The 21,871-nt window shown below is 67.0% G+C and carries 17 protein-coding genes; 8 read left to right on the top strand and 9 right to left on the bottom strand.

The annotated features are described in order from the left end of the window. Positions 1-44: 44 nt before the first annotated feature. From QZ853_RS19340 to QZ853_RS19320, 5 genes are all read right to left on the bottom strand, one after another. Positions 45-974, bottom strand: a complete 930-nt coding sequence (locus QZ853_RS19340) for a DUF6607 family protein (RefSeq protein WP_295578319.1) — start codon at positions 972-974, stop codon at positions 45-47. Positions 975-1,047: 73 nt separating this feature from the next. Next, positions 1,048-1,647 (bottom strand): Hemin transport protein, encoded by a 600-nt coding sequence (locus tag QZ853_RS19335; protein ID WP_295578316.1) that lies wholly within the window; start codon positions 1,645-1,647, stop codon positions 1,048-1,050. A 4-nt stretch (positions 1,648-1,651) separates the two neighbouring features. Next, on the bottom strand, positions 1,652-3,808 hold the full coding sequence (locus tag QZ853_RS19330; RefSeq protein WP_295579020.1) for a TonB-dependent hemoglobin/transferrin/lactoferrin family receptor: 2,157 nt from the start codon (positions 3,806-3,808) through the stop codon (positions 1,652-1,654). 189 nt (positions 3,809-3,997) lie between these two features. After that, complete coding sequence (locus tag QZ853_RS19325) at positions 3,998-4,192, bottom strand: hemin uptake protein HemP (RefSeq protein WP_005412278.1); 195 nt, start codon at positions 4,190-4,192, stop codon at positions 3,998-4,000. 264 nt (positions 4,193-4,456) lie between these two features. Continuing rightward, positions 4,457-5,428 (bottom strand): aldo/keto reductase, encoded by a 972-nt coding sequence (locus tag QZ853_RS19320; protein ID WP_295578313.1) that lies wholly within the window; start codon positions 5,426-5,428, stop codon positions 4,457-4,459. Positions 5,429-5,621: 193 nt separating this feature from the next. On the opposite strand from QZ853_RS19320, the gene QZ853_RS19315 reads away from it, so the two are divergent. From QZ853_RS19315 to QZ853_RS19290, 6 genes are all read left to right on the top strand, one after another. Beyond that, positions 5,622-6,920, top strand: coding sequence for a nucleoside transporter C-terminal domain-containing protein (locus QZ853_RS19315; RefSeq protein WP_295578303.1), 1,299 nt, complete (start codon positions 5,622-5,624; stop codon positions 6,918-6,920). 25 nt (positions 6,921-6,945) lie between these two features. Continuing rightward, positions 6,946-7,911, top strand: a complete 966-nt coding sequence (locus tag QZ853_RS19310; protein WP_295578273.1) for a ribokinase — start codon at positions 6,946-6,948, stop codon at positions 7,909-7,911. Positions 7,912-8,162: 251 nt separating this feature from the next. Further along, positions 8,163-9,158 (top strand): tRNA dihydrouridine synthase DusB, encoded by a 996-nt coding sequence (gene dusB / locus QZ853_RS19305; RefSeq protein WP_295578263.1) that lies wholly within the window; start codon positions 8,163-8,165, stop codon positions 9,156-9,158. Positions 9,159-9,248: 90 nt separating this feature from the next. Next, positions 9,249-10,076 carry a class I SAM-dependent methyltransferase gene (locus tag QZ853_RS19300; protein ID WP_295578261.1) on the top strand — a complete coding sequence of 276 codons (828 nt, stop codon included), beginning with the start codon at positions 9,249-9,251 and terminating at the stop codon, positions 10,074-10,076. A gap of 169 nt (positions 10,077-10,245) precedes the next feature. Next, entirely contained in the window at positions 10,246-12,054 is a 1,809-nt protein-coding gene (locus tag QZ853_RS19295) for a hypothetical protein (RefSeq protein WP_295578258.1), read from the top strand. After that, entirely contained in the window at positions 12,051-13,058 is a 1,008-nt protein-coding gene (locus QZ853_RS19290) for a glycosyltransferase family 2 protein (protein ID WP_295578255.1), read from the top strand. Before QZ853_RS19295 ends, QZ853_RS19290 begins: the two co-directional genes overlap by 4 nt. A gap of 50 nt (positions 13,059-13,108) precedes the next feature. On the opposite strand, the gene QZ853_RS19285 is transcribed toward QZ853_RS19290, so the two are convergent. From QZ853_RS19285 to QZ853_RS19275, 3 genes are all read right to left on the bottom strand, one after another. Continuing rightward, the gene (locus tag QZ853_RS19285) at positions 13,109-14,143 is read right to left on the bottom strand and encodes a metal-dependent hydrolase (protein ID WP_295578252.1); all 1,035 of its coding nucleotides are present in this window, start codon (positions 14,141-14,143) and stop codon (positions 13,109-13,111) included. Between the two features lie 119 nt (positions 14,144-14,262). Next, a complete protein-coding gene (locus tag QZ853_RS19280) occupies positions 14,263-15,063 on the bottom strand; it encodes a UDP-2,3-diacylglucosamine diphosphatase (RefSeq protein WP_295578249.1) in 801 nt (266 codons plus the stop codon). After that, positions 15,060-16,775 carry a lysophospholipid acyltransferase family protein gene (locus QZ853_RS19275; protein WP_295578247.1) on the bottom strand — a complete coding sequence of 572 codons (1,716 nt, stop codon included), beginning with the start codon at positions 16,773-16,775 and terminating at the stop codon, positions 15,060-15,062. The genes QZ853_RS19280 and QZ853_RS19275 overlap by 4 nt, the downstream gene beginning before the upstream one ends. 332 nt (positions 16,776-17,107) lie before the next feature. Here QZ853_RS19275 and metK point away from each other — a divergent pair, with 332 nt between their 5' ends. Both metK and QZ853_RS19265 read left to right on the top strand, forming a co-directional pair. Beyond that, positions 17,108-18,319, top strand: a complete 1,212-nt coding sequence (metK, locus tag QZ853_RS19270) for a methionine adenosyltransferase (protein ID WP_295578244.1) — start codon at positions 17,108-17,110, stop codon at positions 18,317-18,319. 159 nt (positions 18,320-18,478) lie between these two features. After that, positions 18,479-18,985 (top strand): acyl-CoA thioesterase, encoded by a 507-nt coding sequence (locus tag QZ853_RS19265; RefSeq protein WP_295578241.1) that lies wholly within the window; start codon positions 18,479-18,481, stop codon positions 18,983-18,985. Between the two features lie 67 nt (positions 18,986-19,052). On the opposite strand, the gene ppc is transcribed toward QZ853_RS19265, so the two are convergent. Next, the gene (gene ppc, locus QZ853_RS19260; RefSeq protein ID WP_295579016.1) at positions 19,053-21,761 is read right to left on the bottom strand and encodes a phosphoenolpyruvate carboxylase; all 2,709 of its coding nucleotides are present in this window, start codon (positions 21,759-21,761) and stop codon (positions 19,053-19,055) included. Positions 21,762-21,871 lie beyond the last annotated feature (110 nt).

Below are 21,871 nucleotides of genomic sequence, written 5' to 3'. Positions count from 1 at the left end.
GATGCGGTTGTGGAGTCGAGCACAGCTCGACTCCACACGCGGCCTCAGTTCGGCGCCTTTTCCACGTACTTGGCGAACACTTCGTCGATCTGCTTGTCCTTCACCTTCTTGCCGGACTGGATCTCTTCGGCCTGGGTGAACAGCGGAATGATCATCGCCATGCCGTCGATCTTGGTCTTCAGATGCACCCCCGGGGCCTGGGTCAGGAACCCGTCCCAGCGCTGGCGCACCTTGGCCCAGTAACCGGCAGTGGCCTTCCAGTAGTCGCGGGCCGGAGCAAAGTCGATCTCGGTGGTCTTCACGTAGTCGTTGAAGCCGAATTCGCGCGCGATCTCCACCTGGCTGCCGTCGGCATTGCGCTGCACCTTGGTGTTGAACTGCTCGTGGGTCCAGCCGTTCGGGGTCAGGGTGTGGCGGTTGACCACGGCCAGCGCGTTGTAGTCGCTGCGCTTGGTGTACTCACGGCGCGGCAGCGGGCGCCAGCTCAGGTCGCTGGTCCAGCTCGGCACGTTGTTGGTGTAGGTCCATGTGCCGGTGCCGCAGTAGCGCGGTGCGTCGCTCACTTCGTAGACGCACTGGGTCCATGCGCCCTGGTTCACCGCCGCCGGAATGCTGCGCACCTGCCAGGTCTGGTCGGCACTGAACTCGAAGCGGCTGGGCGCTTCGTAGACCCAGTCCTGGCGCCAGTGCTTGGTGATGTGCCCGCTCTTTTCGTCCAGCAGCAGGTGTTGCAGCACGATGCGCTTCGGGGTGTCCTCGACCACGATGACCACTTCGTTGCCGCCGCTGCGCATCGCCGGCGCACGCTCGTAGCCGGGCTTCAGCAGTACGGTCTCGTCGAACGCGAAATCGACGGTGTACTCGCCCTGCATGGCAAGGATGCTGCCGTGGTCACGGGCGATATCGGAGGGCTGCGCGCTGGCCGCGCCGCTGGCGGCGAGCAGCAGCATCGCGCTGGCTGTCTGAAGCTTCATCGGGGTCTTCCTTCGGGGTTGCAGGTTCGTTGAAAGGCCGTCCATGGCCGCCGGGCGTTCCATCAGGAAAGGATCACAGGCGGATCAGCGGCAGGTCGCCGGGAACCCGCGGTGTCGGCCGGCGTGCAGCGTCGGCGCAGCAGCAATCGTCGATCGCCAGCTCGCCTTCGGCACCTTCCAACCGTGCGATGCGACGCGCGGTGGCCGCGCCCAGCGAGGACAACGTCGACAGGCTCGCGGCGAGGGTGCGGCCATCGTCAGCGGAATGCAGGCGCAGTGCGCACAGCCGCCAGCGTTGGCCACCGAGGTGGCCGGCCAGACGTCGCCACAGCCGCTCGCCGACGCTGCCATCGGCATCGCGCGGCCGCGCCGACGGCAACGCAGCCACCAGCCGGTCCCAGGCCAGGAAATCACTGTCCGGCAGCAGGTACAGCCGCCATACGCAGCGGCCGCGGGCATCGAGGAAACACAGGCTTTCGCGCAGGCCTTCGCTGTCCACGCCCTGGCAGGCGTGCACGCTTACCGCCTGGCGCCAGCCACCGAGTTCGTTGCCGTCGGCGCGGTACAGGCACAACACGGTGCCGAGCGCAGCCAGCTGTGCCGGGGTCGGCCACGCCGCGCGGTGTGGCGCGGCGATGGAGTCATTCCTGCGTGCGGACAAGGCTCGGCTCATGAGGTCACCAGGACACGGCAAGGCTGGCCGACAGGGTGCGGCCAGGGCTGGTATAGCGGTCCAGCACGCGACTGGCCGGCGACAGCGTCGAGCCGACGTTGGACCAGTCGATGTAGCGCTTGTCGCCCAGGTTGAACACGCCGACATTGAAGGTGGCACCCGGGGCGAAGTTCCAGTGCGCCATCAGGTCGGCCACACCGTAGCCGGCCGGGCGGTACACCGTGGCCGAGGCCACGCGGTCCTTGCGCTTGACGAAGGTGCCGGCCAGTTCAACACCCCAGGTATCGGTGTCGTACATCAGGCCCACGGTGCCACGCAGCGGATCGACCGAATCCAGCGGCGTATCCTCGGTCTTGTTGTCGCCACGCGACCACGCCACCGCACTGCGCAGTGCCCAGCCCTGCAGGCTCGGGCTGATCTGGCCGAAGTCGACGCCGGCCTTCAGTTCGGCACCGTAGATGCGGGCGTCGGCGATGTTGCGCGACTGGAATACCATCAGGCCCTGCGCGTTGGTGCCGACCAGCGACTGCGACTCGATGAAGTCCTTGTACTCGTTGTAGTAGCCGCTGACGCTGACGTAGGCAGCCGGTGACAGGAAGCGCAGGCCCAGTTCCATGCCATCACTGGTTTCCGGCTTCAGGTCCGGATTGGGAATGGCGGTGTAGCCGAAGGCGAAGTTGGTGAAGCCGAGGTTGACGTCGTTGTACGGCGGCGAGCGGAACCCGTGCGAGTAACCGGCAAACAGCGACCATTCGTCGGTGAAGCGATAGACCATGCCCAGCTTCGGCGAGACGCTGGTCTTGGTCAGCTTGGCCACCGGCACACCGGGATTGTCCTCGGCGAAGATGCTGTCCACTTCCGGCTTCAGCTCGTAGCGGTCCACGCGCGCACCCGGCACCAGCGACAGCTTGCCGCCGGCCATGCGCATTTCGTCCTGTACGTACAGGCCCAGCTCGGTGGTCTTGCTGATCGGGAAATCGCGGACCGGGAAGGCGTCGGGCAGGATGGTGGTACTGGTCTGGCCGTTGGCCAGCACCTGGAAACCATCGCGCTTCTGGCGGATCTCGGTGCGTGCGCCTTCGAAGCCATAGGTCAACGCGTGCTCGACGCTGCCGGTGCTGAAGGCCTTGTTGAACTGGGCCTGCAGTCCGTACACGCGCTGGTCGAAATTGAACTCGCGGTGGCGACGGCTGCGGTTGGCGCGGTCCTCGTCGGTGACCTGGGTGGTCTCGCTGTGCTGGGTGTAGACCTGCCAGTGCAGGCTGTCGGCGAAAGCCTTGTCCAGCGCATCCATTTCATGCGCGAACGACACGCGGGTGCGGTTCTGCTTGTCGCGCGCCTTCATGCCGGTGGTGGTGGTGCGGTCGATCGAAGACAGCACGTTGGTCTCGGTCTTGTCTTCGTTGCCTTCCATGGTCAGGCGGAAACGCTGGTCCTCGCTCGGTGCGTAAACCAGCTTGGCCAGGCCGCTGCGACCGTCGCGGTCCTGTGGGTTGGCGGCGGTGCGGGTATTGTCGTTGCTGCGCACGTCACCCTTGTTGTCGGTTTCCTGGCCCTGGCGATGGTTGATGTTGGCCATGCCGCTCCAGTGGTCGCCACCGAACGCGGTGGTGACACCGCCGAGCAGGCCCTTCCATTGGCCGTCGTAGCCGAACTTCAGGCCGACGTAGCTGTCCTTGCCGCCCTTCAGGTAATCGGCCGGGTCCTTGGTGACGAAGGCCACGACGCCACCGAGTGCGTCCGAGCCGTACAGCGAGCTGGCCGGACCGCGCACGATCTCCACGCGCTTGAGCGTGTCCAGGTCGGTGAAGTTGCGGTTGGCATTGGAGAACGAGCCGATGTTGAAGCTGGTCGGCATCGCGATGCCGTCGGTCTGCACGCGCACGCGGTTGCCGTCCAAGCCACGGATGCGGATGCTGCCCAGGCCGAAACGCGCAGCGCTGCGGTTGACCGACAGGCCCGGCTCATAGCGCAGCAGGTCCTTGATGTCCTGCACCAGATGGCGATCCATCTGCTCGCGATCGATCACATCGACCGTCGCGGCAACGTCGCTGACCGCACGTTCGGTGCGCGTGGCGGTGACCTGCACGCGATCGAATTCACGCGCATCCGGCGCGGCGCTGGTGGCGGTGGTGGCGTGGGCGGACAGCGGCAGCGCCATCCAGACAGCAAGGCAAAGGGCGGTATGGCGGGTCATCGGGTTCGTTCGGTCAGGCAGGGGAACCCCCGGTTACCGGCACACCCGGAAGGTGCACACAGTAGACCGAGGGGGAGAGAGCGGGAGCGGACCGGCCGCCTACCCTGTCGGCGCTGCCGGCAGGAGGGAGGGAGGCGGGCGACCAGACCGCGATTACTTGGTCAGGATCAGCTTGTCGTTGCTGGTGTGCCGCAGGCGATAGAAGCGGTCGCCGTGCTGGATCAGGATTTCACGACGGCCCTTGAGCAGGGCTTCGCTGTCGATGACCTCTTCCGGCGGAACGACACGGACCGGACGATCACGGAGGGTCAGCGTTTCGGGGCGCAGCAGTACAGGTTGAGCATTCATGAGCATCTGGACTCGTGCGAGGGACGAGTTAAATGATAATGATTCTCAGTTGACAATCAACAACCATTCTCACTTTCATTGATGAGATTAATGATCGGATTCTTAAATTCGATAGATGACATCGATCGAATGACGACGCCGGTGTGCAGAGTCGCCTGTTCGACTGCGGCTGCTTGAAGCAGTCGACCAACAGTCGACCCTACCGAGGCGCGAGCCCGGGCCGGCCTGATCGAGGCCCCCTCCAGGCCCCGTCGGCCCCGGGGTTCAGGCGAAGACGGCTTCGACCTGGGCCCAACCGTCCGCGTCGACCTGCTCCAGCACCTCTAGCGCCTGCAGGTTCTGCAGCAGCTGGCTGACCCGGCTTGCGCCGAGGATCACGCTGGAAACATTCGGGTTGCGCAGGCACCAGGCGATGGCCAGGGTGGCCGGAGGGTGGCCAAGCGCGCGTGCCACCTCACTGAAGCGCCGCACCTGGTCCAGACGCACGGCCGCGTTCTGGCCCAGCACCAGATCCTGCAGCCACCTCATGCCCTCGCGCCCCAGCCGTGCATCGGCCGGGATGCCCTGGTCGTACTTGCCACTGAGCAGGCCCGAGGCCAGCGGCGAGAAGATGGTGGTGCCCAGTCCGGCGTGCGCGTACAGCGGCGCGTACTCGACCTCGACCCGCTCGCGGTGCAGCAGGTTGTACTGCGGTTGCTCCATCGAGGGCCCCTGCCAGTTGTGGCGCGCGGCAATGTCCACGGCCTCCTCGATCTGCGCGGCCGACCACTCGGAAGTGCCCCAGTACAGCACTTTGCCCTGCCGGACCAGGGTATCCATGGCATGCACCGTCTCCACGATCGGCGCGTCCGGATCCGGGCGGTGGCAGTAGTAAAGGTCCAAGTAGTCCACGCGCAGGCGCTTGAGCGCCGCATGGCAGGCGTCGGTCACATGCTTGCGCGACAGGCCGCGCTGGGTCGGCCGCGGGTCCTTGGCACTGCCGAAGAACACCTTGCTGGACACGCAGAAGCCGTCGCGTGGCAGGCGCAGGTCGCTGATCACGTCGCCCATCACCTGTTCGGCGCGGCCGTTGGCGTAGCCCTCGGCATTGTCGAAGAAATTGACGCCATGATCCCAGGCGGCGGCCACGAGGTTGCGGGCCTCGTCGCGCGGGATCTGGTCACCGAAGGTCACCCAGGCGCCGAAGGACAGGGCGGAAATCGGCAGGCCGGTGGAGCCCAGGCGACGGTAGTGCATGCAAATCTCCTGCTGCGGGCCCGCATCCGGGCCGGGATCGAGCCCCATTCTACCTGCCGCCGCCAGCCGCAAGCCCTTGCCGTTGCTGGCCTGATCGGTACCGATGGGGGCGTGCACGCTGCTTTTCCTTGCCCCGGCCCCGGCCCTGCACTAGGCTTCCCGTTTTTCGCGACGCCCCAGGGGAGTCACTCACATGGTCGAAGGTTTGGGCAGGATCGGCTTCGGCCTGTTCGGGTTGGCGGTGCTGATCGGCATCACCTGGTTGTTTTCCAATAACAAGCGTGCGGTTGACTGGAAGCTGGTTGCCACCGGTATCACCCTGCAGATCGCCTTTGCGGCGCTGGTGATCCTGGTGCCGGGCGGCCGCGACGTGTTCGACGCGCTGGGCCACGGCTTCGTCAAGGTGCTGAGCTTCGTCAACGAGGGGTCGGGCTTCATCTTCGGCTCGTTGATGGACACCAAGAACTACGGCTTCATCTTTGCCTTCCAGGTGCTGCCGACCATCATCTTCTTCTCGGCGCTGATGGGCGTGATGTACCACCTGAACATCATGCAGGCGATCGTGCGCGTGATGGCGTGGGCGATCACCAAGGTGATGCGCGTGTCCGGCGCGGAGACCACCAGCGTCTGCGCCAGCGTCTTCATCGGCCAGACCGAAGCGCCGCTTACGGTGCGCCCGTACATCGCCAGGATGACCCAGTCCGAGCTGCTGACCATGATGATCGGCGGCATGGCGCACATCGCTGGCGGCGTGCTGGCGGCCTACGTGGGCATGCTCGGCGGCGGCGACCCGGTGCAGCAGGCGTTCTACGCCAAGCACCTGCTGGCAGCCAGCATCATGGCGGCGCCGGCCACCCTGGTCGTGGCCAAGCTGCTGATTCCGGAAACCGGCACCCCGCTGACCCGCGGCACGGTGAAGATGGAAGTGGAGAAGACCTCCAGCAACATCATCGACGCGGCGGCGGCCGGCGCCGGTGATGGCCTGAAGCTGGCGCTGAACATCGGCGCCATGCTGCTGGCCTTCATCGCCCTGATTGCGCTGCTGAACGCCCCGCTGACCTGGATCGGTGATGTCACCGGCCTGGCCGCGATGATCGGCAAGCCGACCAACCTGTCGACCATCTTCGGTTACGTGCTGGCCCCGATCGCCTGGGTGATCGGCACCCCATGGGCCGATGCCACCACCGTCGGCTCGCTGATCGGCCAGAAGGTCGTGATCAACGAGTTCGTGGCCTACACCGAGCTGTCGCAGATCGTGAACGGCCAGGTCGCCGGCGTGACCCTGTCCGATGAAGGCCGCCTGATTGCGACCTATGCGCTGTGCGGCTTTGCCAACTTCAGCTCGATCGCGATCCAGATCGGCGGCATCGGTGGCCTGGCCCCGGAACGTCGCCACGACCTGGCCAAGTTCGGCCTGCGCGCGGTGCTGGGCGGTACCATTGCCACCTTCATGACGGCAACCATCGCCGGCGTGCTGACGCACTTCAGTTGAACCCTTGGTTGAGAAAAGATTTCCTATGAGCAGCAGTGTCGTTGTCGTCGGTTCCTTCAATGTCGATCACGTGTGGCGGTGCGAGTCGCTGCCGGCACCGGGTGCGACCATTGCCGGCCGCTACAGCACCGGCCCGGGTGGCAAGGGCTTCAACCAAGCCGTCGCCGCCTGCCGCGCCGGCGCCGGGACGCACTTCGTGTGCGCGCTGGGCGATGACGCGGGTGGCGCCACCGCGCGCGAACTGGCGGCGCAGGATGGATTTGCACTCATCGCCGAGGCCAGCAGCGAACCGACCGGCACCGCCGGCATCTATGTGGACGCGCGCGGTCGCAACACCATCGTGATCGGCCCAGGCGCCAACGCCGCGCTCAGCACCGACTTCCTGGAGCAGCAGAAAACCCTGCTGACCGCCGCCAAGGTGGTGCTGGTGCAGCTGGAATCGCCGGTGCAGACCATTGAAGCGGCACTGGCCACGGCCCGCGAGGCCGGCGTCACCACCGTGCTCAACACCGCACCGGCCGACGCGCCCTCGACCATCGGCCTGCTCAAGCTGGCCGACGTGATCACCCCGAACGAGACCGAGTTCGCCGCCCTGCTCGGCCGTCACGTGGGTGAGCGCGTGGATGCCAACGACGTGGCCGCGCTGGATGGCGCCAGCCTGCACGCGCTGTGCCGCAAGCTGGTCGGCAACGGCACGGTGGTGGTGACCCTGGGCTCGGTGGGCGTGTTCGTCTCGCATGCCGACGAGAACCTGCGCGGCGATACCCAGCCGTACTACCGCGTGGGTGCCGAGCAGGTGCAGGCCATCGACACCACCGGTGCCGGTGACGCCTTCAACGGTGCGCTGGCCGCGTCGCTGGCGCAGGTGGCCGAAGCCCCGTTCGCCCGCCACGTGCGCTTCGCCAACCAGTTCGCCGGTCGCTCGACCGAGAGGGAGGGCGCCGCTGCAGCCATGCCGCGCTTCACCCCGGCCGATTCCGAAGCAAAGTAAATCCACGCCATGTGGATGAAGAGGCCCGGGCATGCAGATGCCCGGGCTTTTTCGTGGATCTTCCATCCAGGCAGGGCGTGGATCCGCGTTATCGTCCCAGCCAGCCGGCCACCATGGCCCGCCTTTGGGGGCGGCGGAAGCAACCTTCAAGCATCTGCTGATGCCGGTACGGCATGAGATCGGAGCCGATCGGCCTGAACCCGGGGGCCGCCGACACCACCGTGTCAACGCCCGCGCTCTACAATGGGGGCATGCAGATCGGCCCTTACACCATTGCCCCCAACGTCGTGCTGGCGCCCATGGCAGGCGTCACCGACAAGCCCTTCCGCCTGCTGTGCAAACGGCTGGGCGCGGGCCTGGCCGCCTCGGAAATGACCATCAGCGACCCGCGCTTCTGGAACACGCGCAAGTCGATCCACCGCATGGACCATGCCGGCGAGCCAGCGCCGATCAGCGTGCAGATCGCCGGCACCGAGCCGCAGCAGCTGGCCGAGGCGGCGCGCTACAACGTCGACCACGGCGCCCAGATCATCGATATCAACATGGGCTGCCCGGCCAAGAAGGTGTGCAACGCCTGGGCCGGCTCGGCACTGATGCGCGACGAGCAGCTGGTGTCGCGCATCCTGGCGGCGGTGGTCAACGCGGTGGACGTGCCGGTCACCCTGAAGATCCGAACCGGCTGGGACTGCGACCACCGCAATGGCCCGGTCATTGCCCGCATTGCCGAAGACAGCGGCATTGCCGCGCTGGCCGTGCATGGCCGTACCCGCGACCAGCACTACACCGGCCAGGCCGAGTACGCCACGATCGGCGAGATCAAGGCCGCGCTGCGCATACCGGTGATCGCCAACGGCGACATCGACTCGCCGCAGAAAGCCGCCTTCGTGCTGAAGCAGACCAGCGTGGACGCGGTGATGATCGGCCGCTCGGCGCAAGGCCGGCCGTGGATCTTCCGCGAGGTAGCGCACTACCTGGCCACCGGCGAGGAACTGCCGCCACCGTCGCTGGCCGAAGTGCGCGACATCCTGCTCGGCCACCTGCATGCGCTGCACGCGTTCTACGGCGAGCCGCAGGGCGTGCGCATCGCGCGCAAGCACCTGGGCTGGTACGCCAAGGACCGGCCGGAAAACGCCGCCTTCCGTGCCGTGGTCAACCGCGCCGAGGACCCGCAAAGCCAGATTGCGCTGACCACCGAGTATTTCGATCGCTTGATCGCCGGCGAACCAGCGCTGTCTTCGGCGGCCTGACCGAACCCATCACCGCCTCGAGCGTGCTCGACCGCCCAGCTTCGTAGCGCTATTTCCTCGATCACGCTCAACGCCCCAGAGTCCGCCCCCATGACCCCGCCGATCTTTTCCCCGACCTACCTGCACGGCTTCTCCGGCACCGAACAGCAGCGCCTGATGACCCAGGCCCGGCTTCTGGAATCGACCATCTTCGGCCAGATCGACTACAGCGGCGCGCGCCGGCTGCTGGAAGTGGGCAGTGGTGTCGGTGCGCAGACCGAGATCCTGCTGCGCCGCTTCCCCGAGCTGCACGTGACCGGCGTGGACCTGAGCGAGACCCAGCTGGCCACTGCACGCGAAAACCTGGCGCGTACGCCGTGGTGCAGTGACCGCTACACCCTGCAGCAGGCCGACGCCGGTGAACTGCCGTTCGAGGCACGCAGCTTCGACGCGGCGTTCCTGTGCTGGGTGCTGGAACACGTCCCGTCGCCGGCACGCGTGCTCAGCGAAGTACGCCGCGTGCTGGCCCCGGGGTCGCCGGTGTACATCACCGAGGTGATGAATGCCTCGTTCCTGCTTGATCCGTACTCGCCGCATATCTGGCGCTACTGGATGGCCTTCAACGACTTCCAGTACGACCATGGCGGCGACCCGTTCGTGGGCGCCAAGCTGGGCAACCTGCTGCTGGCCGGTGGCTTCCGCGACGTGCATACCGAGATCAAGACGATCCATCTGGACAACCGCGAACCGGCGCGACGCAAGACCATGATCGCGTTCTGGGAACAGCTGCTGCTGTCGGCGGCCGATCAGCTGCTGCAGGCCGGCACGGTGGACGAGGACACCGTGGAAGGAATGCGCCGTGAGTTCCGCCTGGTGCAGAACGATCCCAACGCGGTGTTCTTCTACTCGTTCGTGCAGGGTCGCGCGACCGTGTACTGAGGTCGGGCAACCCGGCATCAACCCGGGCAACCCGCTAGAATCTGGCCGTCCCGGTCCTGGAACGGCGCATACCGGGACCTCACTCCGAGCGGCAGCTGCGCATCGGCACGTGGGCCTGTGCGCACGGATGGACCTGACCTGCGAGCGCAAGATGAGTGATAGCGGCCGAATGCCTTTCCCTGCCCACACTCCGGACCAACCGGGCGGACTTGGCCGTGGCCAGGCGCGCCTGCTTGTCGCGATCGTCGCGCTGCTGTGCGTCCTCTATGTCGGGTTTGCACTGACGCCTTCGTCCTACTCGCTGGCCTACGAGTACTTGGGCCTGGCGCCTCAGCAACCGCTGCTCGGTAGCGCCCGTTACATCCGCACCGACGAATGGATGGTGTTCACGCCGTACATCCAGATCGCGGTCAACAACGACTTCGGCCAGGTCAATGCGCATTCGGCCTACCACGAAGCGCTGCGTACCTTCCAGGCGTTGCCGCTGCGTGACTGGGGGCTGCTGTTCAAGCCCTACCACTGGGCCTTCTTCGTGCTGCCCGCGGCGAACGCCTACTCGTTCTTCTTCCTGTTCATGGCCATGGCCTTCCTGTGCGGCTGGGCCCTGTTCCTGCGCCAGCTGCGGATGCCGGTAGTGGCTGCAGTGCTGGTTTCGGCCACGCTGTTGTTCGCCCCATTCGTGCAGGTCTGGTGGACCAGCAATGCCGGCGCCTTCGCCCTGGCGCCCTGGGCGGCCGTGGCCTGGCTGGGCATCCGCCGTCGCTGGCTGCGCATCGCGGTCAGTGCCTATGCATTGACCGCGTGGCTGCTCGCGGTGTCCTACCCGCCCTTCATCATCTCCTCGGTGCTTGTGCTGGCGGTGCTGGTGCTGGCGTTCCGCCGCGATGCCATCAGCCTCGCACGCCTTGTCGATGCTGCCGTCGCCGGCGCGATCGCGCTGGCGATGTTCGTCGGTTACTTCCACGACATCATCCCGATCGTGCGCAACACCGTGTACCCGGGCCAGCGCCAGAGCGCTGGAGGCGGAGTCGGGCTGATCTCGCTGCTCGCGCATGCCTTCCCGAATCTGATGACCTACCGGTTCGCGCCGCTGCCGATGTTCAAGGCTTCCAACGACTGCGAGATCGCCGTGCTCGGCAGCCTGCTGCCGCTGTTCACCCTGGTGCTGGCCGATGGCGCTCGCCTGCGCGGATGGACCCGCAGCCACCGCAGCTCGCTGCTGATCCTGGCCGCTGGCCTGCTGTTGATCGCCTGCTGGATCTTCCTGCCCGTGCCGGTCGTGGTCGGCCAGCTCACCGGCCTGTCGATGGTGCCGCCCGCACGGGCACTGCTCGCCTTCGGCCTGCTGCTCAACATCGGGTGCGCGATGATCCTGGTGCAGTGTGGCGTCCGCCTGCAGCGGTGGCGGCTGCTGTTGCTGGCCGCGCTGCTGGTCACGGGCAGCCTGGCCAAGTTCCTGTTCGGCGAAGGCCAGTTCAGCCGCCTGCACAGTGCCGCCGATGCCATCCCCTACCTATGCCTGGCCGCACTCGCCGTCACCGCGCGGCGCCCGCGCCTGCCGGTGCACGCCGCCAGCCTGGTGCTGGCCACGGCCGCGCTGGCCAACCTGCTGGGCAACGGCCTGTTCAATCCGGTACAGCCGGCCGGCCCGATCTTCGCGATGGACCGCGCCGCCGTGCTGCAGGCGATGCAGACGCGCGGGGCACGCACCACCAGTGAAGGCGTGCTGGTCGCCCCGGGAGGATTCGGCGGCCTGCTCCCCGGCGTTGGCATTCCCGCCGTGAACCACGTGCTGTACCTGCCACAGCTGGACTACTTCCGCCGCTACTTCCCGTCCTTGCCCGACGAGCAGTTCAACTTCATTTTCAACCGGTACCACCACATCACCGTCGCAGCCGACGGCAAAGCGCCGCAGGTGCTGCAGGGAGATCTGGTCGAGGTGCCGGCGAACGCCCTGCTGGCAGACCCTGCGCCATGACGCCGATCTCGCCCCTCTCACCGGCCGTCCCCGCCGAACCCCGGATCGCCGTGGTCATTCCCTGCTACAGGGTGACCCGGCAGGTACTGTCGGTGCTGGCCGCGATCGACCCGATGGTGACGGCGATCTACTGCGTGGACGACGCCTGCCCCGATGGCAGCGGCCGACTGATCCAGGCCGAATCGAATGATCCGCGTGTCACCGTGCTGTTCCATCCGCACAACCGCGGCGTCGGCGGAGCCATCAAGACCGGGTACCGCGCGGCGATCGCCGATGGCATGGACATCCTGGTCAAGGTCGATGGCGATGGGCAGATGGACCCGGCACTGCTGATGGACTTCGTCGCGCCGATCGCCGACGGCCACGCCGACTACACCAAGGGCAACCGCTTCTGGAACCTGACCCACATCCGCCGCATGCCCCCGGTGCGACGGCTGGGCAACCTGCTGCTGTCCTTCATGACCAAGGCCTCCTCCGGGTACTGGCAAGTGTTCGACCCGACCAACGGCTACACCGCCATCCATGCCAAGGTCGCCAGCCACCTCAAGCTCGATGCGGTCAGCGACCGCTACTTCTTCGAGACCGACATGCTGTTCCGCCTGAACACCGTGCGCGCCGTGGTGCAGGATGTGGCGATGGATGCGCACTACGGCGACGAGACCAGCAACCTCCGGATCAGCCGCATCCTGGGTGAGTTCACCTTCAAGCACCTGCGCAACACGCTCAAGCGCATTGCCTACAACTATTTCCTGCGTGATCTCAGCATCGCCTCGCTGGAACTGATCGCCGGCAGCAGCCTGCTCGCCTTCGGCGGGTTGTTCGGGCTGTATCACTGGGTGCGGTCGGCGCAGGCCGATGTGGCCACGCCGGTGGGCACGATCATGATCGCGATGGTCGCGCTGATCTCCGGGCTGCAGTTCCTGCTGGCCTTCGTTGGCTTCGACATCGCGAACGTGCCGCGCCAGGTGCTCAACCGTTCGATCAAGCTGAACCCTCCGCAGTAGAGCCACGCCCTGCGTGGCCGTTGCCCGCGCCATCCACGCGTGGCGGGGATCTACTGTTCGGGTGCATGCCAGATCCGCTGCCACATCGCGGCAAGCCGGCGCCCGACGTCGGCGCGCGCAGCCGGGCTGCTGTAGTCCACCCGCAGCTGCTCGGGCATGACCGCCCGCCACTGCCCGTCCACCTGTTCGGCCACGGCGAAGTTGAAGGTGTAATCCGGTTCCAGGCCCATGCGCAGATCACTCAGCACCAGGCGCCCGTCCACGACCTGCGCGCGCATGAAGCCGCGGTTGAACCACTGCAGGCGCTGCACCGCCGGAATCGCCTGCGCCTCACGCAGTGCCTGCACGTTGGACGGATGACCTTCGAACCGCATCGGGCCGTGGTCGGCCACCAGCGAGCGGTCGGCCACCACGTAGCCGTTCGGGGTCATCGCCACCACCCGCCACAGCAGCGTGTTGAACGGCATCGGCACCGAGAAGCGCGGGGCGTCGCCCAGCCCCATCGCGGCCAGGCTCTGTTGCGCGGCGCGGTCGACCTGCGCCTTGGCAACCAGGCCCCAGCCCAGGTAGCCGCTGCTGAGCAGCAGCGCAACGCCCAGCGCTTTGCCCGCCCACGGCCGCGCACGACCGAACCAGGCCACTACGCAGCCCAGCAGCAGCCACACCGTGTAGGCAGGGTCGATGATGAACACGCTGGAGCCCATGGTCGGGTGGGGCCGCAACGGCCACCACAGCTGGGTGCCGTAGACGGTGAATGCATCCAGCACCGGGTGGGTGACCAGGGCCAGCTGGATCGCCCAGAACCAGCGCAGCGGCGACTGCGCGACCCGGCCGTTGCCGAAGCGCTTGAACAACCACCAGATCACTGCGGCCAACCAGGGCAACACCAGCAGCGAATGGCTGAAGCTGCGGTGTTCGGTCATGTTGGCCACCGGGTCGGCGGCATTGAAGCCGAGCCACAGCGCATCGAGGTCCGGCAAGGTACCGAGTGCGGCACCGGCCAGCAGGGCCGCGCGGCGATGGCCGGGCGGAGCGATGGCAGCAGCGACGGCGCCGCCGAGCACGATCTGGGTCAGGGAATCCATGGCCCGATGCTAGCGGCTTGCGGGCGGTGCATGTAGAGCCGAGCCCATGCTCGGCTGCTCTTCGTTGCGTGTAACAGCAGCCGAGCATGGGCTCGGCTCCACAACAGGACAGACGCGGGTTACGCCGCCTGCGACAGGCGCGCGCCCGGCAGCTCCGCCAGCGTCTGGCCGTTGTGGTCCAGCAGGCGCAGCGCGCCGTCGTGGTCTTCGACCAGCGCGGTCAGGCTTTCCACCCAGTCACCATCGTTGGCGTAGACCAGGCCATCACGTTCGACCAGCGCGGCGCGGTGGATATGCCCGCAGACAATGCCGTCCAGGCCGCGCCGGCGCACGTCATCCAGGCCGGCCTGCACGAAGCGCCCGATGTAACGCTCGGCCGCACCGCTGCGCTTCTTCAGGAACTCCGACAGCGACCAGTAGCGCATGCCGAGCTGGCGGCGCACCGCGTTCAATGCCTGGTTGCCGGTGAGGATGCGGTAGTACAACCAGTCACCGAACCTTTCCTGCAGGCCACCGAAGTGGGTCACGCCGTCGTAGTCGTCGCCGTGCGCGACCAGCAGGCGGCGGCCGTCGGCGGTCACGTGGATGGCACGACGGCGCACCTGCATCGCCGGCAGCATCAGTCCGCAGACCTGGCGCAGCGAGGCATCGTGGTTGCCCGGAATGTAGATGATCTCGGTGCCGGCACGGCGCAGCGTGTGCAGGGCCTGGATGACTTCGCTGTGCGACTGCCGCCAGTTGGCGCGGCGATGCGCCATCCACCACAGGTCGATGATGTCGCCGACCAGGTACAGCCGTTCACAGCGCAGCTGCGAGAGAAACCGTGCCAGTTCGATGGCATGGCAGTGGCGCGAGCCCAGGTGCACGTCAGAGACGAACACTGCGCGCCGGTGCGGCGACAGGTTCGCCAGCGTGCTCATGCCGGCGTCCCCGCGTCGCGCAGATAGCGTTTTCGCTTGTTCGGCCGGATCGCACCCAGGTCCACCTCGATCAGGCCGTCGATCGAATCGCTGAAGTCCGGGTCGACACCGAAGGCGAGGAAGCGTGCACCGCCGGGTTCGCACAGATCGATGTACTGGCGGTACAGCGTCGGCACGCCGGTGCCGAGCGCAGCCAGGTTGGCTTTCAGCACGTCGAACGCGGCGCCCGCATCCAGTTCGCCGAAACTGGGCGGCGCGGCGAAGTACTTGAACGGCCGGTTCGATTCGGCCAGCCCGGCTGTACCGCCGTAATAGCGCTGGTAGTACGCCACCAGCTGCTCGCGTGCATCGCGCGGCAGCGCAGCGCTGATCGACACCGCACCGAACAGGTAGCGGATGCCCGGCCGGCACTGGAGGTAGGCACCGATGCCCTGCCACAGGTAGTCCAGGCTGCGGCTGCCCCAGTAGTCGGGCACCACGAAGCTGCGGCCCAGTTCCAGGCCTTCGGCGATGTGGGTGATGGCGTCGTCGGAATAGCGGAACAACGATGCGCTGTAAAGCCCGGACAGGCCGTGCCGGGCCAGTGCCTGGGCGCCGCGCATGATCCGGTAGGCGCCGGCGATGCGCTGCGCGGCGGCGTCCCAGATCACGATGTGCTCGTACTGCGGATCGAAGTCGTCCAGATCGCGGCTGCGGCCGGTGCCCTCGCCCACTTGGCGGAAGGTCAGTTCACGCAGGCGGCCCAGTTCCAGCAGCAGCGGCGAATCGGCGGTGCAGGTGGCCAGCAGGATCTGCTTGCCGTCGGCGGTCTGGCCGAGCTGGGTGGCGGCGGCGATGCCGGCGGCGACCTGCGAAGGCGGCACAGGGGACGCCAGCGGCTCGGGGCCTGCAAAGGCGGTGGCATCACCCGCCGCGCCATTGCGGCCGAGCGCATACAGCGCGCGGCGCACGGCCAGCAGCTGGGCACCGGGATCGCCGCCCTTGCCCAGCTGCATCGGCTCACCGATGCACAAGCGCAACGGGCGACCACGGCGGGTGAACATCTCGCGCGCCAGCAGCGCGGTGCCGGCCGGCTTGAACAGGGTCGAGGCGCCGTAGAAAAGCGCGGAATTGCGTGCTTCCACGCGCACCGGCAGCACCGGTGCACCGGCGGCACGGGCGAAGCGCACGAAGCCGCGCTGCCAGCGACCGTCGCGGATGCCGCGCAGCGACAGCCGCGAGACCTCACCGGCCGGGAACACGATCACGCACTGCTCGGCCGCGAGCGCCTCCTCCACGGCATGCAGGCTGCCACGCTGGGCCTTGCCGCCGAGAATGCGCACCGGCAGCAGCAGGTCCTGCAGTGGCGCGATCGCCCCCAACAGGTCGTTGGCCACGATCCGCACATCGCGTCGGATGCGGCCGACGGCGTCCAGCAGGGCCAGCGCATCCAGCGCCCCGGAAGGGTGATTGGCAACGATCAGCAGGCGACCGCTGGCTGGAATCTTGGCCAGCGCGGCCGAGTCCACTTGGTACCGGCCGTCAATGAACTCCAGCCCGGCCGCGACGAAGCCGAATCCGCGCAAACCTGCACTGCGCTGCAGGAAGGCGTCGATCTGGTCCAATCGCGACCAACGACCGACGCTGCGCAGCAGCGGCCGTGCCAGTTGGCCACGGCGGCCATGGAACCAATCGGGGAAGCGTTGCTGGAGACGCTGTTCAAGTTCCTGCATGGCGGTTCCACTCATGCCCGGCGGCCAGATTGGCCGACAGCCTGCGCCCGGCAGGCGGCAGCAAGATGGCGGTTTTGGGGCAGAACGATGACGGCCCGGCAGCCATGGGACCCTGACGCCCGCGCAGTTGAGGACCGCGGCAGCCTGGCTGGTTGTCACGCTGGTGGAACACTGGGCCTCAAGGCTGGGCCCCAATCCCGGCAGGACGGCCCCTACCGGGCCTACGCGGGCTTAACCACCGGCAACCGGTACCGGTTCACAATGCACAGGCGGCGCACCCCGTGTATCATGCGCGCCCATCTTTCCATCCGAATCAAGGGATATTACGCCTGATGTCCAGCTATCTCTTCACCTCCGAGTCGGTCTCCGAAGGCCATCCGGACAAGGTTGCCGACCAGATCTCCGATGCGGTGCTGGACGCGATCCTGACCCAGGACCAGCGCGCCCGCGTGGCCTGCGAGACCATGGTCAAGACCGGTGTCGCCATCGTCGCCGGTGAAATCACCACCAGCGCCTGGATCGACCTGGAAGCGTTGACCCGCAAGGTCATCACGGACATCGGCTACGACAGCTCCGACGTCGGCTTCGACGGCGCCACCTGCGGCGTGCTGAACCTGATCGGCAAGCAGTCGCCGCACATCGCCCAGGGCGTGGACCGCAAGAAGCCGGAAGAAATGGGCGCTGGCGACCAGGGCCTGATGTTCGGCTATGCCACCAACGAGACCGACAGCTACATGCCGGCCGCGATCCACCTGTCGCACCGCCTGGTCGAGCAGCAGGCCAAGATCCGCAAGAAGCGCAACTCGCCGCTGTCGTGGCTGCGCCCCGACGCCAAGAGCCAGGTCACCCTGCGCTATGAAAACGGCGAAGTCTCGGCCATCGATGCGGTGGTGCTGTCGACCCAGCACGCTCCGGGCATCAAGCAGAAGGACCTCATCGAGGCCGTCCGCGAAGAGATCATCAAGCCGGTGCTGCCGGCCAAGTGGCTGCACAAGGGCACCAAGTTCCATATCAACCCGACCGGCAAGTTCGAGATCGGCGGCCCGGTGGGCGACTGCGGCCTGACCGGCCGCAAGATCATCGTCGACACTTACGGCGGCTGGGCCCGTCACGGTGGTGGTGCGTTCTCCGGCAAGGATCCGTCCAAGGTTGACCGTTCGGCGGCCTACGCGGCCCGCTACGTCGCCAAGAACGTGGTCGCCGCTGGCCTGGCCGACCGTTGCGAAGTGCAGGTTTCCTACGCCATCGGCGTGGCTGAGCCGACCTCGATCTCGGTCACCACCTTCGGCACCGGCAAGATCAGCGACGACAAGATCGAGAAGCTGATCCGCAAGCACTTCGACCTGCGCCCGTACGGCATCATCAAGATGCTGGACCTGATCCACCCGATGTACCAGCAGACCGCGGCCTACGGCCACTTCGGCCGCAAGCCGAAGGAGTTCAGCTACCTCAACGGCGAAGGCGAGACCGTCAGCGCCACGGCCTTCTCCTGGGAGAAGACCGACCGCGCTGCCGCCTTGCGCGCCGATGCGAAGCTGAAGTAAAGCCGACTGTTGGTCGGTTGACGTTGAAGAAGGGCCGCGAAAGCGGCCCTTCTGCTTTCTGTAGAGCCGAGCCATGCTCGGCTTTCTCTTGTCCGCGCCAGAAGCAGTCGAGCGTGGCTCGACTCTACAAGGGCGTTGCGCGCCCGATACAATCGGCGCATGTCGACCGAACTCAAATCCCACCAGCTGTCCATGACCGTGCTGATGTCGCCGGACATGGCCAATTTCTCCGGCAAGGTCCATGGCGGCGCCGTGCTGCGCCTGCTCGACCAGGTGGCGTATGCCTGCGCCAGCCGCTATGCCGGCAGCTACGTGGTCACCCTGTCGGTGGACCAGGTGATGTTCCGCCAGCCGATCGCGGTGGGCGAGCTGGTCACCTTCCTGGCCTCGGTGAACTACACCGGCACCTCGTCGATGGAGATCGGCATCAAGGTGGTGGCCGAGGACATCCTCAAGCGCAGCGTGCGCCACGCCAACAGCTGCTTCTTCACGATGGTGGCGGTGGACGAAGAAGGCCGGCCGACGCCGGTACCGCCGCTGCAACCGGCCACCTCCGACGAGAAGCGCCGCCAGGCCGCCGCACAGATCCGCCGCCAGCTGCGCCAGGAAATGGAGCAGCGGCATCTGGAACTGCTGGCGTCGAACCCGCCTTCGCCGGAGGAATGAGGGCGTGCGGGGCAAGCTCCGCACCCACCGAGGCAGGTGGCGCCGGGTCATGCCCGGCGGATGCGGGTCACCCCGTGTTCTGCACGCCCTGCGAAACGCCGTTCACGCACGCCACCAGCGCGCGCAGCAGGTCCTCGTCTTCGCGCCCGCTGGCCCGCCAGCGCTGTAGCAGGTCCACCTGCAGCACGCTGATCGGATCGACGTAGGGATTGCGCAGGCGGATCGACAGCGCCAGCCGCGCGTCGTGGTCCAGCAGTGTCTTCTGGTCCATCAACGCCAGCAACCAGTGCCGGGTCAGTTCCAGCTCGCGCTGTACTTGCGGGAAGAAACGCCCGTGCAGTTCGCCCGACAGCTTCGAAAACTGTTCGGCGATGGTGATATCGCCCTTGGACAGCACCATCGCAATGTCGTCCAGGAATGTACGGAAGAACGGCCAGTCACGCGCCATATCGCGTAAGGTCTGTTCGTGGCCGGCCTCAACTGCCGCCTGCAGGCCACTGCCCACACCGTACCAGCCGGGGATGACCGCACGCGCCTGGCTCCAGGCAAATACCCAGGGAATCGCACGCAGGTTGCCCAGGGCCGCGTCCTGGCCAAGCCGACGCGATGGCCGCGAGCCCAGCGTCATCCGTTCGATCACGTCGATCGGCGTGGCGGTGCGGAAGTAGTCCATGAAGCCGGCCTGGCCGACGAAGCCACGGTAGACCTCGCTGCTGGCAGCGGACACCACATCCATCACCGGACGCCAATCGTCCTCCCGCGGCTCGGCGGCGCGCGGGCGCAGGCTGGCACGCAGCACCGCACCGGTGGCCTGTTCCAAAGAACGCAGGGCCAGGGCGCGGATGCCGTACTTGCGATGGATCACCTCGCCCTGCTCGGTCACCCTGAGCCGACCATCAATGCTGCCGCGCGGCGACGCATCGACCGCGTGCGTGGTCTTGCCACCGCCACGGCTGATCGAGCCGCCGCGGCCATGGAAAAAGGTCAGCCGGATGCTGGCCTCGGCCGCCACCTCCAGCAGTTCCACCTGCGCGCGCTGCAGGCCCCAGCGTGACGCGGCGATGCCGCCGTCCTTGCTGCTGTCCGAATAGCCCAGCATCACCATCTGCACGTCGCCACGCGCACGCAGATGGGCGCGATACACCGGGTCGGCCAGCAGGTCACGCAGGGTGGCCGTGCCACGCTTGAGGTCATCCACCGTTTCGAACAGCGGCGCAATGTCCAGCGGCACCGTGCCGCCCTCTCCCACCAGACCACCGCGTCGTGCAAGCGCCAGCACGGCCAGCACATCGCTGCGGTCATGCGCCATCGAGATGATGTAGCTGCCCAGTGCATCGCCGCCATGGCGCGCACGCGCATCGGCCAGTGCAGCGAACACCGCATCCAGGCGCTGGTTGCCCTCGTCATTGCCATTGGGCAATGCCGTTTCACCGCTGGCATGCGGGCTCAGCAGCCGTGCGCGGCCCAGCGCATCCAGCGCCTGCCATGCCTGCTCGCCCAGCACCGCGGCCAGCGCGCGCGCATGCACGCTCGATTCCTGGCGCACGTCCAGCCGCGCCAGATGGAAGCCGAAAGTCCTCACCCGCCACAGCAGGCGCTGCACGGCAAAGCCACCGGCGTGCTCGCCACGGTTGGCGCGCAGGCTGTCGAGGATCAGCTGCAGGTCGTCGATCAGCTCGTCCGGGCCAGCGTAGTTGCCTTCGCCATCATCCAGGGTGGCCTGCAGGCGCGCGCGCATGCGGTCGTTGAGCAGGCGGTACGGCATGTCGGCGTGGCGCGGGCGCGACTGCACCTGCGGCAGCAGCTGCTGGTAATGCGCGACACGTGCCTGCAGCGCATCACTGACGCCCACCCGCTCGGTCGACTGGCTGAGCAGGCTGGCCAACTGCAGCAGTTCCTTCTGGTAGCGCCCCAGCACCGCCTGCCGCTGCGCATCCAGCGTGTTGCGGATGGTGTGGGCATCCACATTAGGATTGCCGTCCATGTCACCGCCTACCCACGTGCCGAAACGCAGCAGGCGTGGCAGCGGCAGTTCTTCGCCGTAGGTATCGCGCAGCGCCTGCTGCAGCGATTCGTACAGCACCGGGATCACCCGGTACAGCACCTGCACCAGATAGAAGCCGACGTGCTCGCGCTCGTCATCCACGGTGGGCCGCACCGGTGAGGAATCGGTGGTCTGCCACGACGCGGTCAGCGCCATGCGGAAGCGCGCGGCATCGGCAGCGGCCTCGCCCGGTGTGCGCTGGCCATCCAGGTTGTCCACCAGGCTGGCCACCATCAGCTGCTCTTTTTCCAGCAGCGCGCGGCGCACCGCCTCGGTTGGGTGCGCGGTGAACACCGGTTCGATGTCGATGCGTGGCAACCACTGCGCCAGCTCGTCCAGGCCTACGCCCTGCGCCTTCAGGTGCTGCAGCGCGTCCTGCAGGCCATCGGGCTGTGCCCCTGCGGTACCGGCGCGCTGGTAGTCGCGACGTCGTCGGATCCGATGCACGCGCTCGGCGATGTTGACCACCTGGAAGTAGGTACTGAACGCCCGCACCATGGTCTCGGCCTGCTGCGGCGTGCGCCCGGCCAGGCCTTCGGCCAGCTCGGACAGCGGGGCCTGATTCTCGCGGCGGGCGATGGCGCGGGTGCGCACGTCCTCGACATCGTCGAGGAAGGCGGCCGAGACCTGTTCCACCAGCAGATCGCCGACCAGTGCGCCAAGCCGGCGCACATCATCGCGAAGCGGAAGATCGGGGGAAGCAAATTCGATGCTGCTGCGGTACTCGTTCATCGGCGACGCACGGGCCTCGGTCAACGGATCCAGGCCCCAAGCCTAAACCAGATTGCGCACCATGCTGCGATGCAAAATGGTTTCATCTGCATGCATCGCCTGATGTGACC

This window comes from uncultured Stenotrophomonas sp., assembly GCF_913778665.1.
Taxonomy (GTDB): Bacteria; Pseudomonadota; Gammaproteobacteria; order Xanthomonadales; family Xanthomonadaceae; genus Stenotrophomonas.
This window is presented reverse-complemented; position numbering and strand designations above follow the sequence as displayed.

What these genes read in the sequence shown, in the direction of transcription:
- QZ853_RS19320 (WP_295578313.1), bottom strand. Translation starts at nt 5,428, where the DNA reads ATGCACTACCGTCGCCTGGGCTCCACCGGCCTGCCGATTTCCGCCCTG.
- ppc (WP_295579016.1), bottom strand. Translation starts at nt 21,761, where the DNA reads ATGAACGAGTACCGCAGCAGCATCGAATTTGCTTCCCCCGATCTTCCG.
- dusB (WP_295578263.1), top strand. Translation starts at nt 8,163, where the DNA reads ATGCAGATCGGCCCTTACACCATTGCCCCCAACGTCGTGCTGGCGCCC.
- QZ853_RS19290 (WP_295578255.1), top strand. Translation starts at nt 12,051, where the DNA reads ATGACGCCGATCTCGCCCCTCTCACCGGCCGTCCCCGCCGAACCCCGG.
- QZ853_RS19315 (WP_295578303.1), top strand. Translation starts at nt 5,622, where the DNA reads ATGGTCGAAGGTTTGGGCAGGATCGGCTTCGGCCTGTTCGGGTTGGCG.
- QZ853_RS19285 (WP_295578252.1), bottom strand. Translation starts at nt 14,143, where the DNA reads ATGGATTCCCTGACCCAGATCGTGCTCGGCGGCGCCGTCGCTGCTGCC.
- QZ853_RS19335 (WP_295578316.1), bottom strand. Translation starts at nt 1,647, where the DNA reads ATGAGCCGAGCCTTGTCCGCACGCAGGAATGACTCCATCGCCGCGCCA.
- QZ853_RS19340 (WP_295578319.1), bottom strand. Translation starts at nt 974, where the DNA reads ATGAAGCTTCAGACAGCCAGCGCGATGCTGCTGCTCGCCGCCAGCGGC.
- QZ853_RS19275 (WP_295578247.1), bottom strand. Translation starts at nt 16,775, where the DNA reads ATGCAGGAACTTGAACAGCGTCTCCAGCAACGCTTCCCCGATTGGTTC.
- QZ853_RS19300 (WP_295578261.1), top strand. Translation starts at nt 9,249, where the DNA reads ATGACCCCGCCGATCTTTTCCCCGACCTACCTGCACGGCTTCTCCGGC.
- QZ853_RS19330 (WP_295579020.1), bottom strand. Translation starts at nt 3,808, where the DNA reads ATGGCGCTGCCGCTGTCCGCCCACGCCACCACCGCCACCAGCGCCGCG.
- metK (WP_295578244.1), top strand. Translation starts at nt 17,108, where the DNA reads ATGTCCAGCTATCTCTTCACCTCCGAGTCGGTCTCCGAAGGCCATCCG.
- QZ853_RS19325 (WP_005412278.1), bottom strand. Translation starts at nt 4,192, where the DNA reads ATGAATGCTCAACCTGTACTGCTGCGCCCCGAAACGCTGACCCTCCGT.
- QZ853_RS19310 (WP_295578273.1), top strand. Translation starts at nt 6,946, where the DNA reads ATGAGCAGCAGTGTCGTTGTCGTCGGTTCCTTCAATGTCGATCACGTG.
- QZ853_RS19265 (WP_295578241.1), top strand. Translation starts at nt 18,479, where the DNA reads ATGTCGACCGAACTCAAATCCCACCAGCTGTCCATGACCGTGCTGATG.
- QZ853_RS19295 (WP_295578258.1), top strand. Translation starts at nt 10,246, where the DNA reads ATGCCTTTCCCTGCCCACACTCCGGACCAACCGGGCGGACTTGGCCGT.
- QZ853_RS19280 (WP_295578249.1), bottom strand. Translation starts at nt 15,063, where the DNA reads ATGAGCACGCTGGCGAACCTGTCGCCGCACCGGCGCGCAGTGTTCGTC.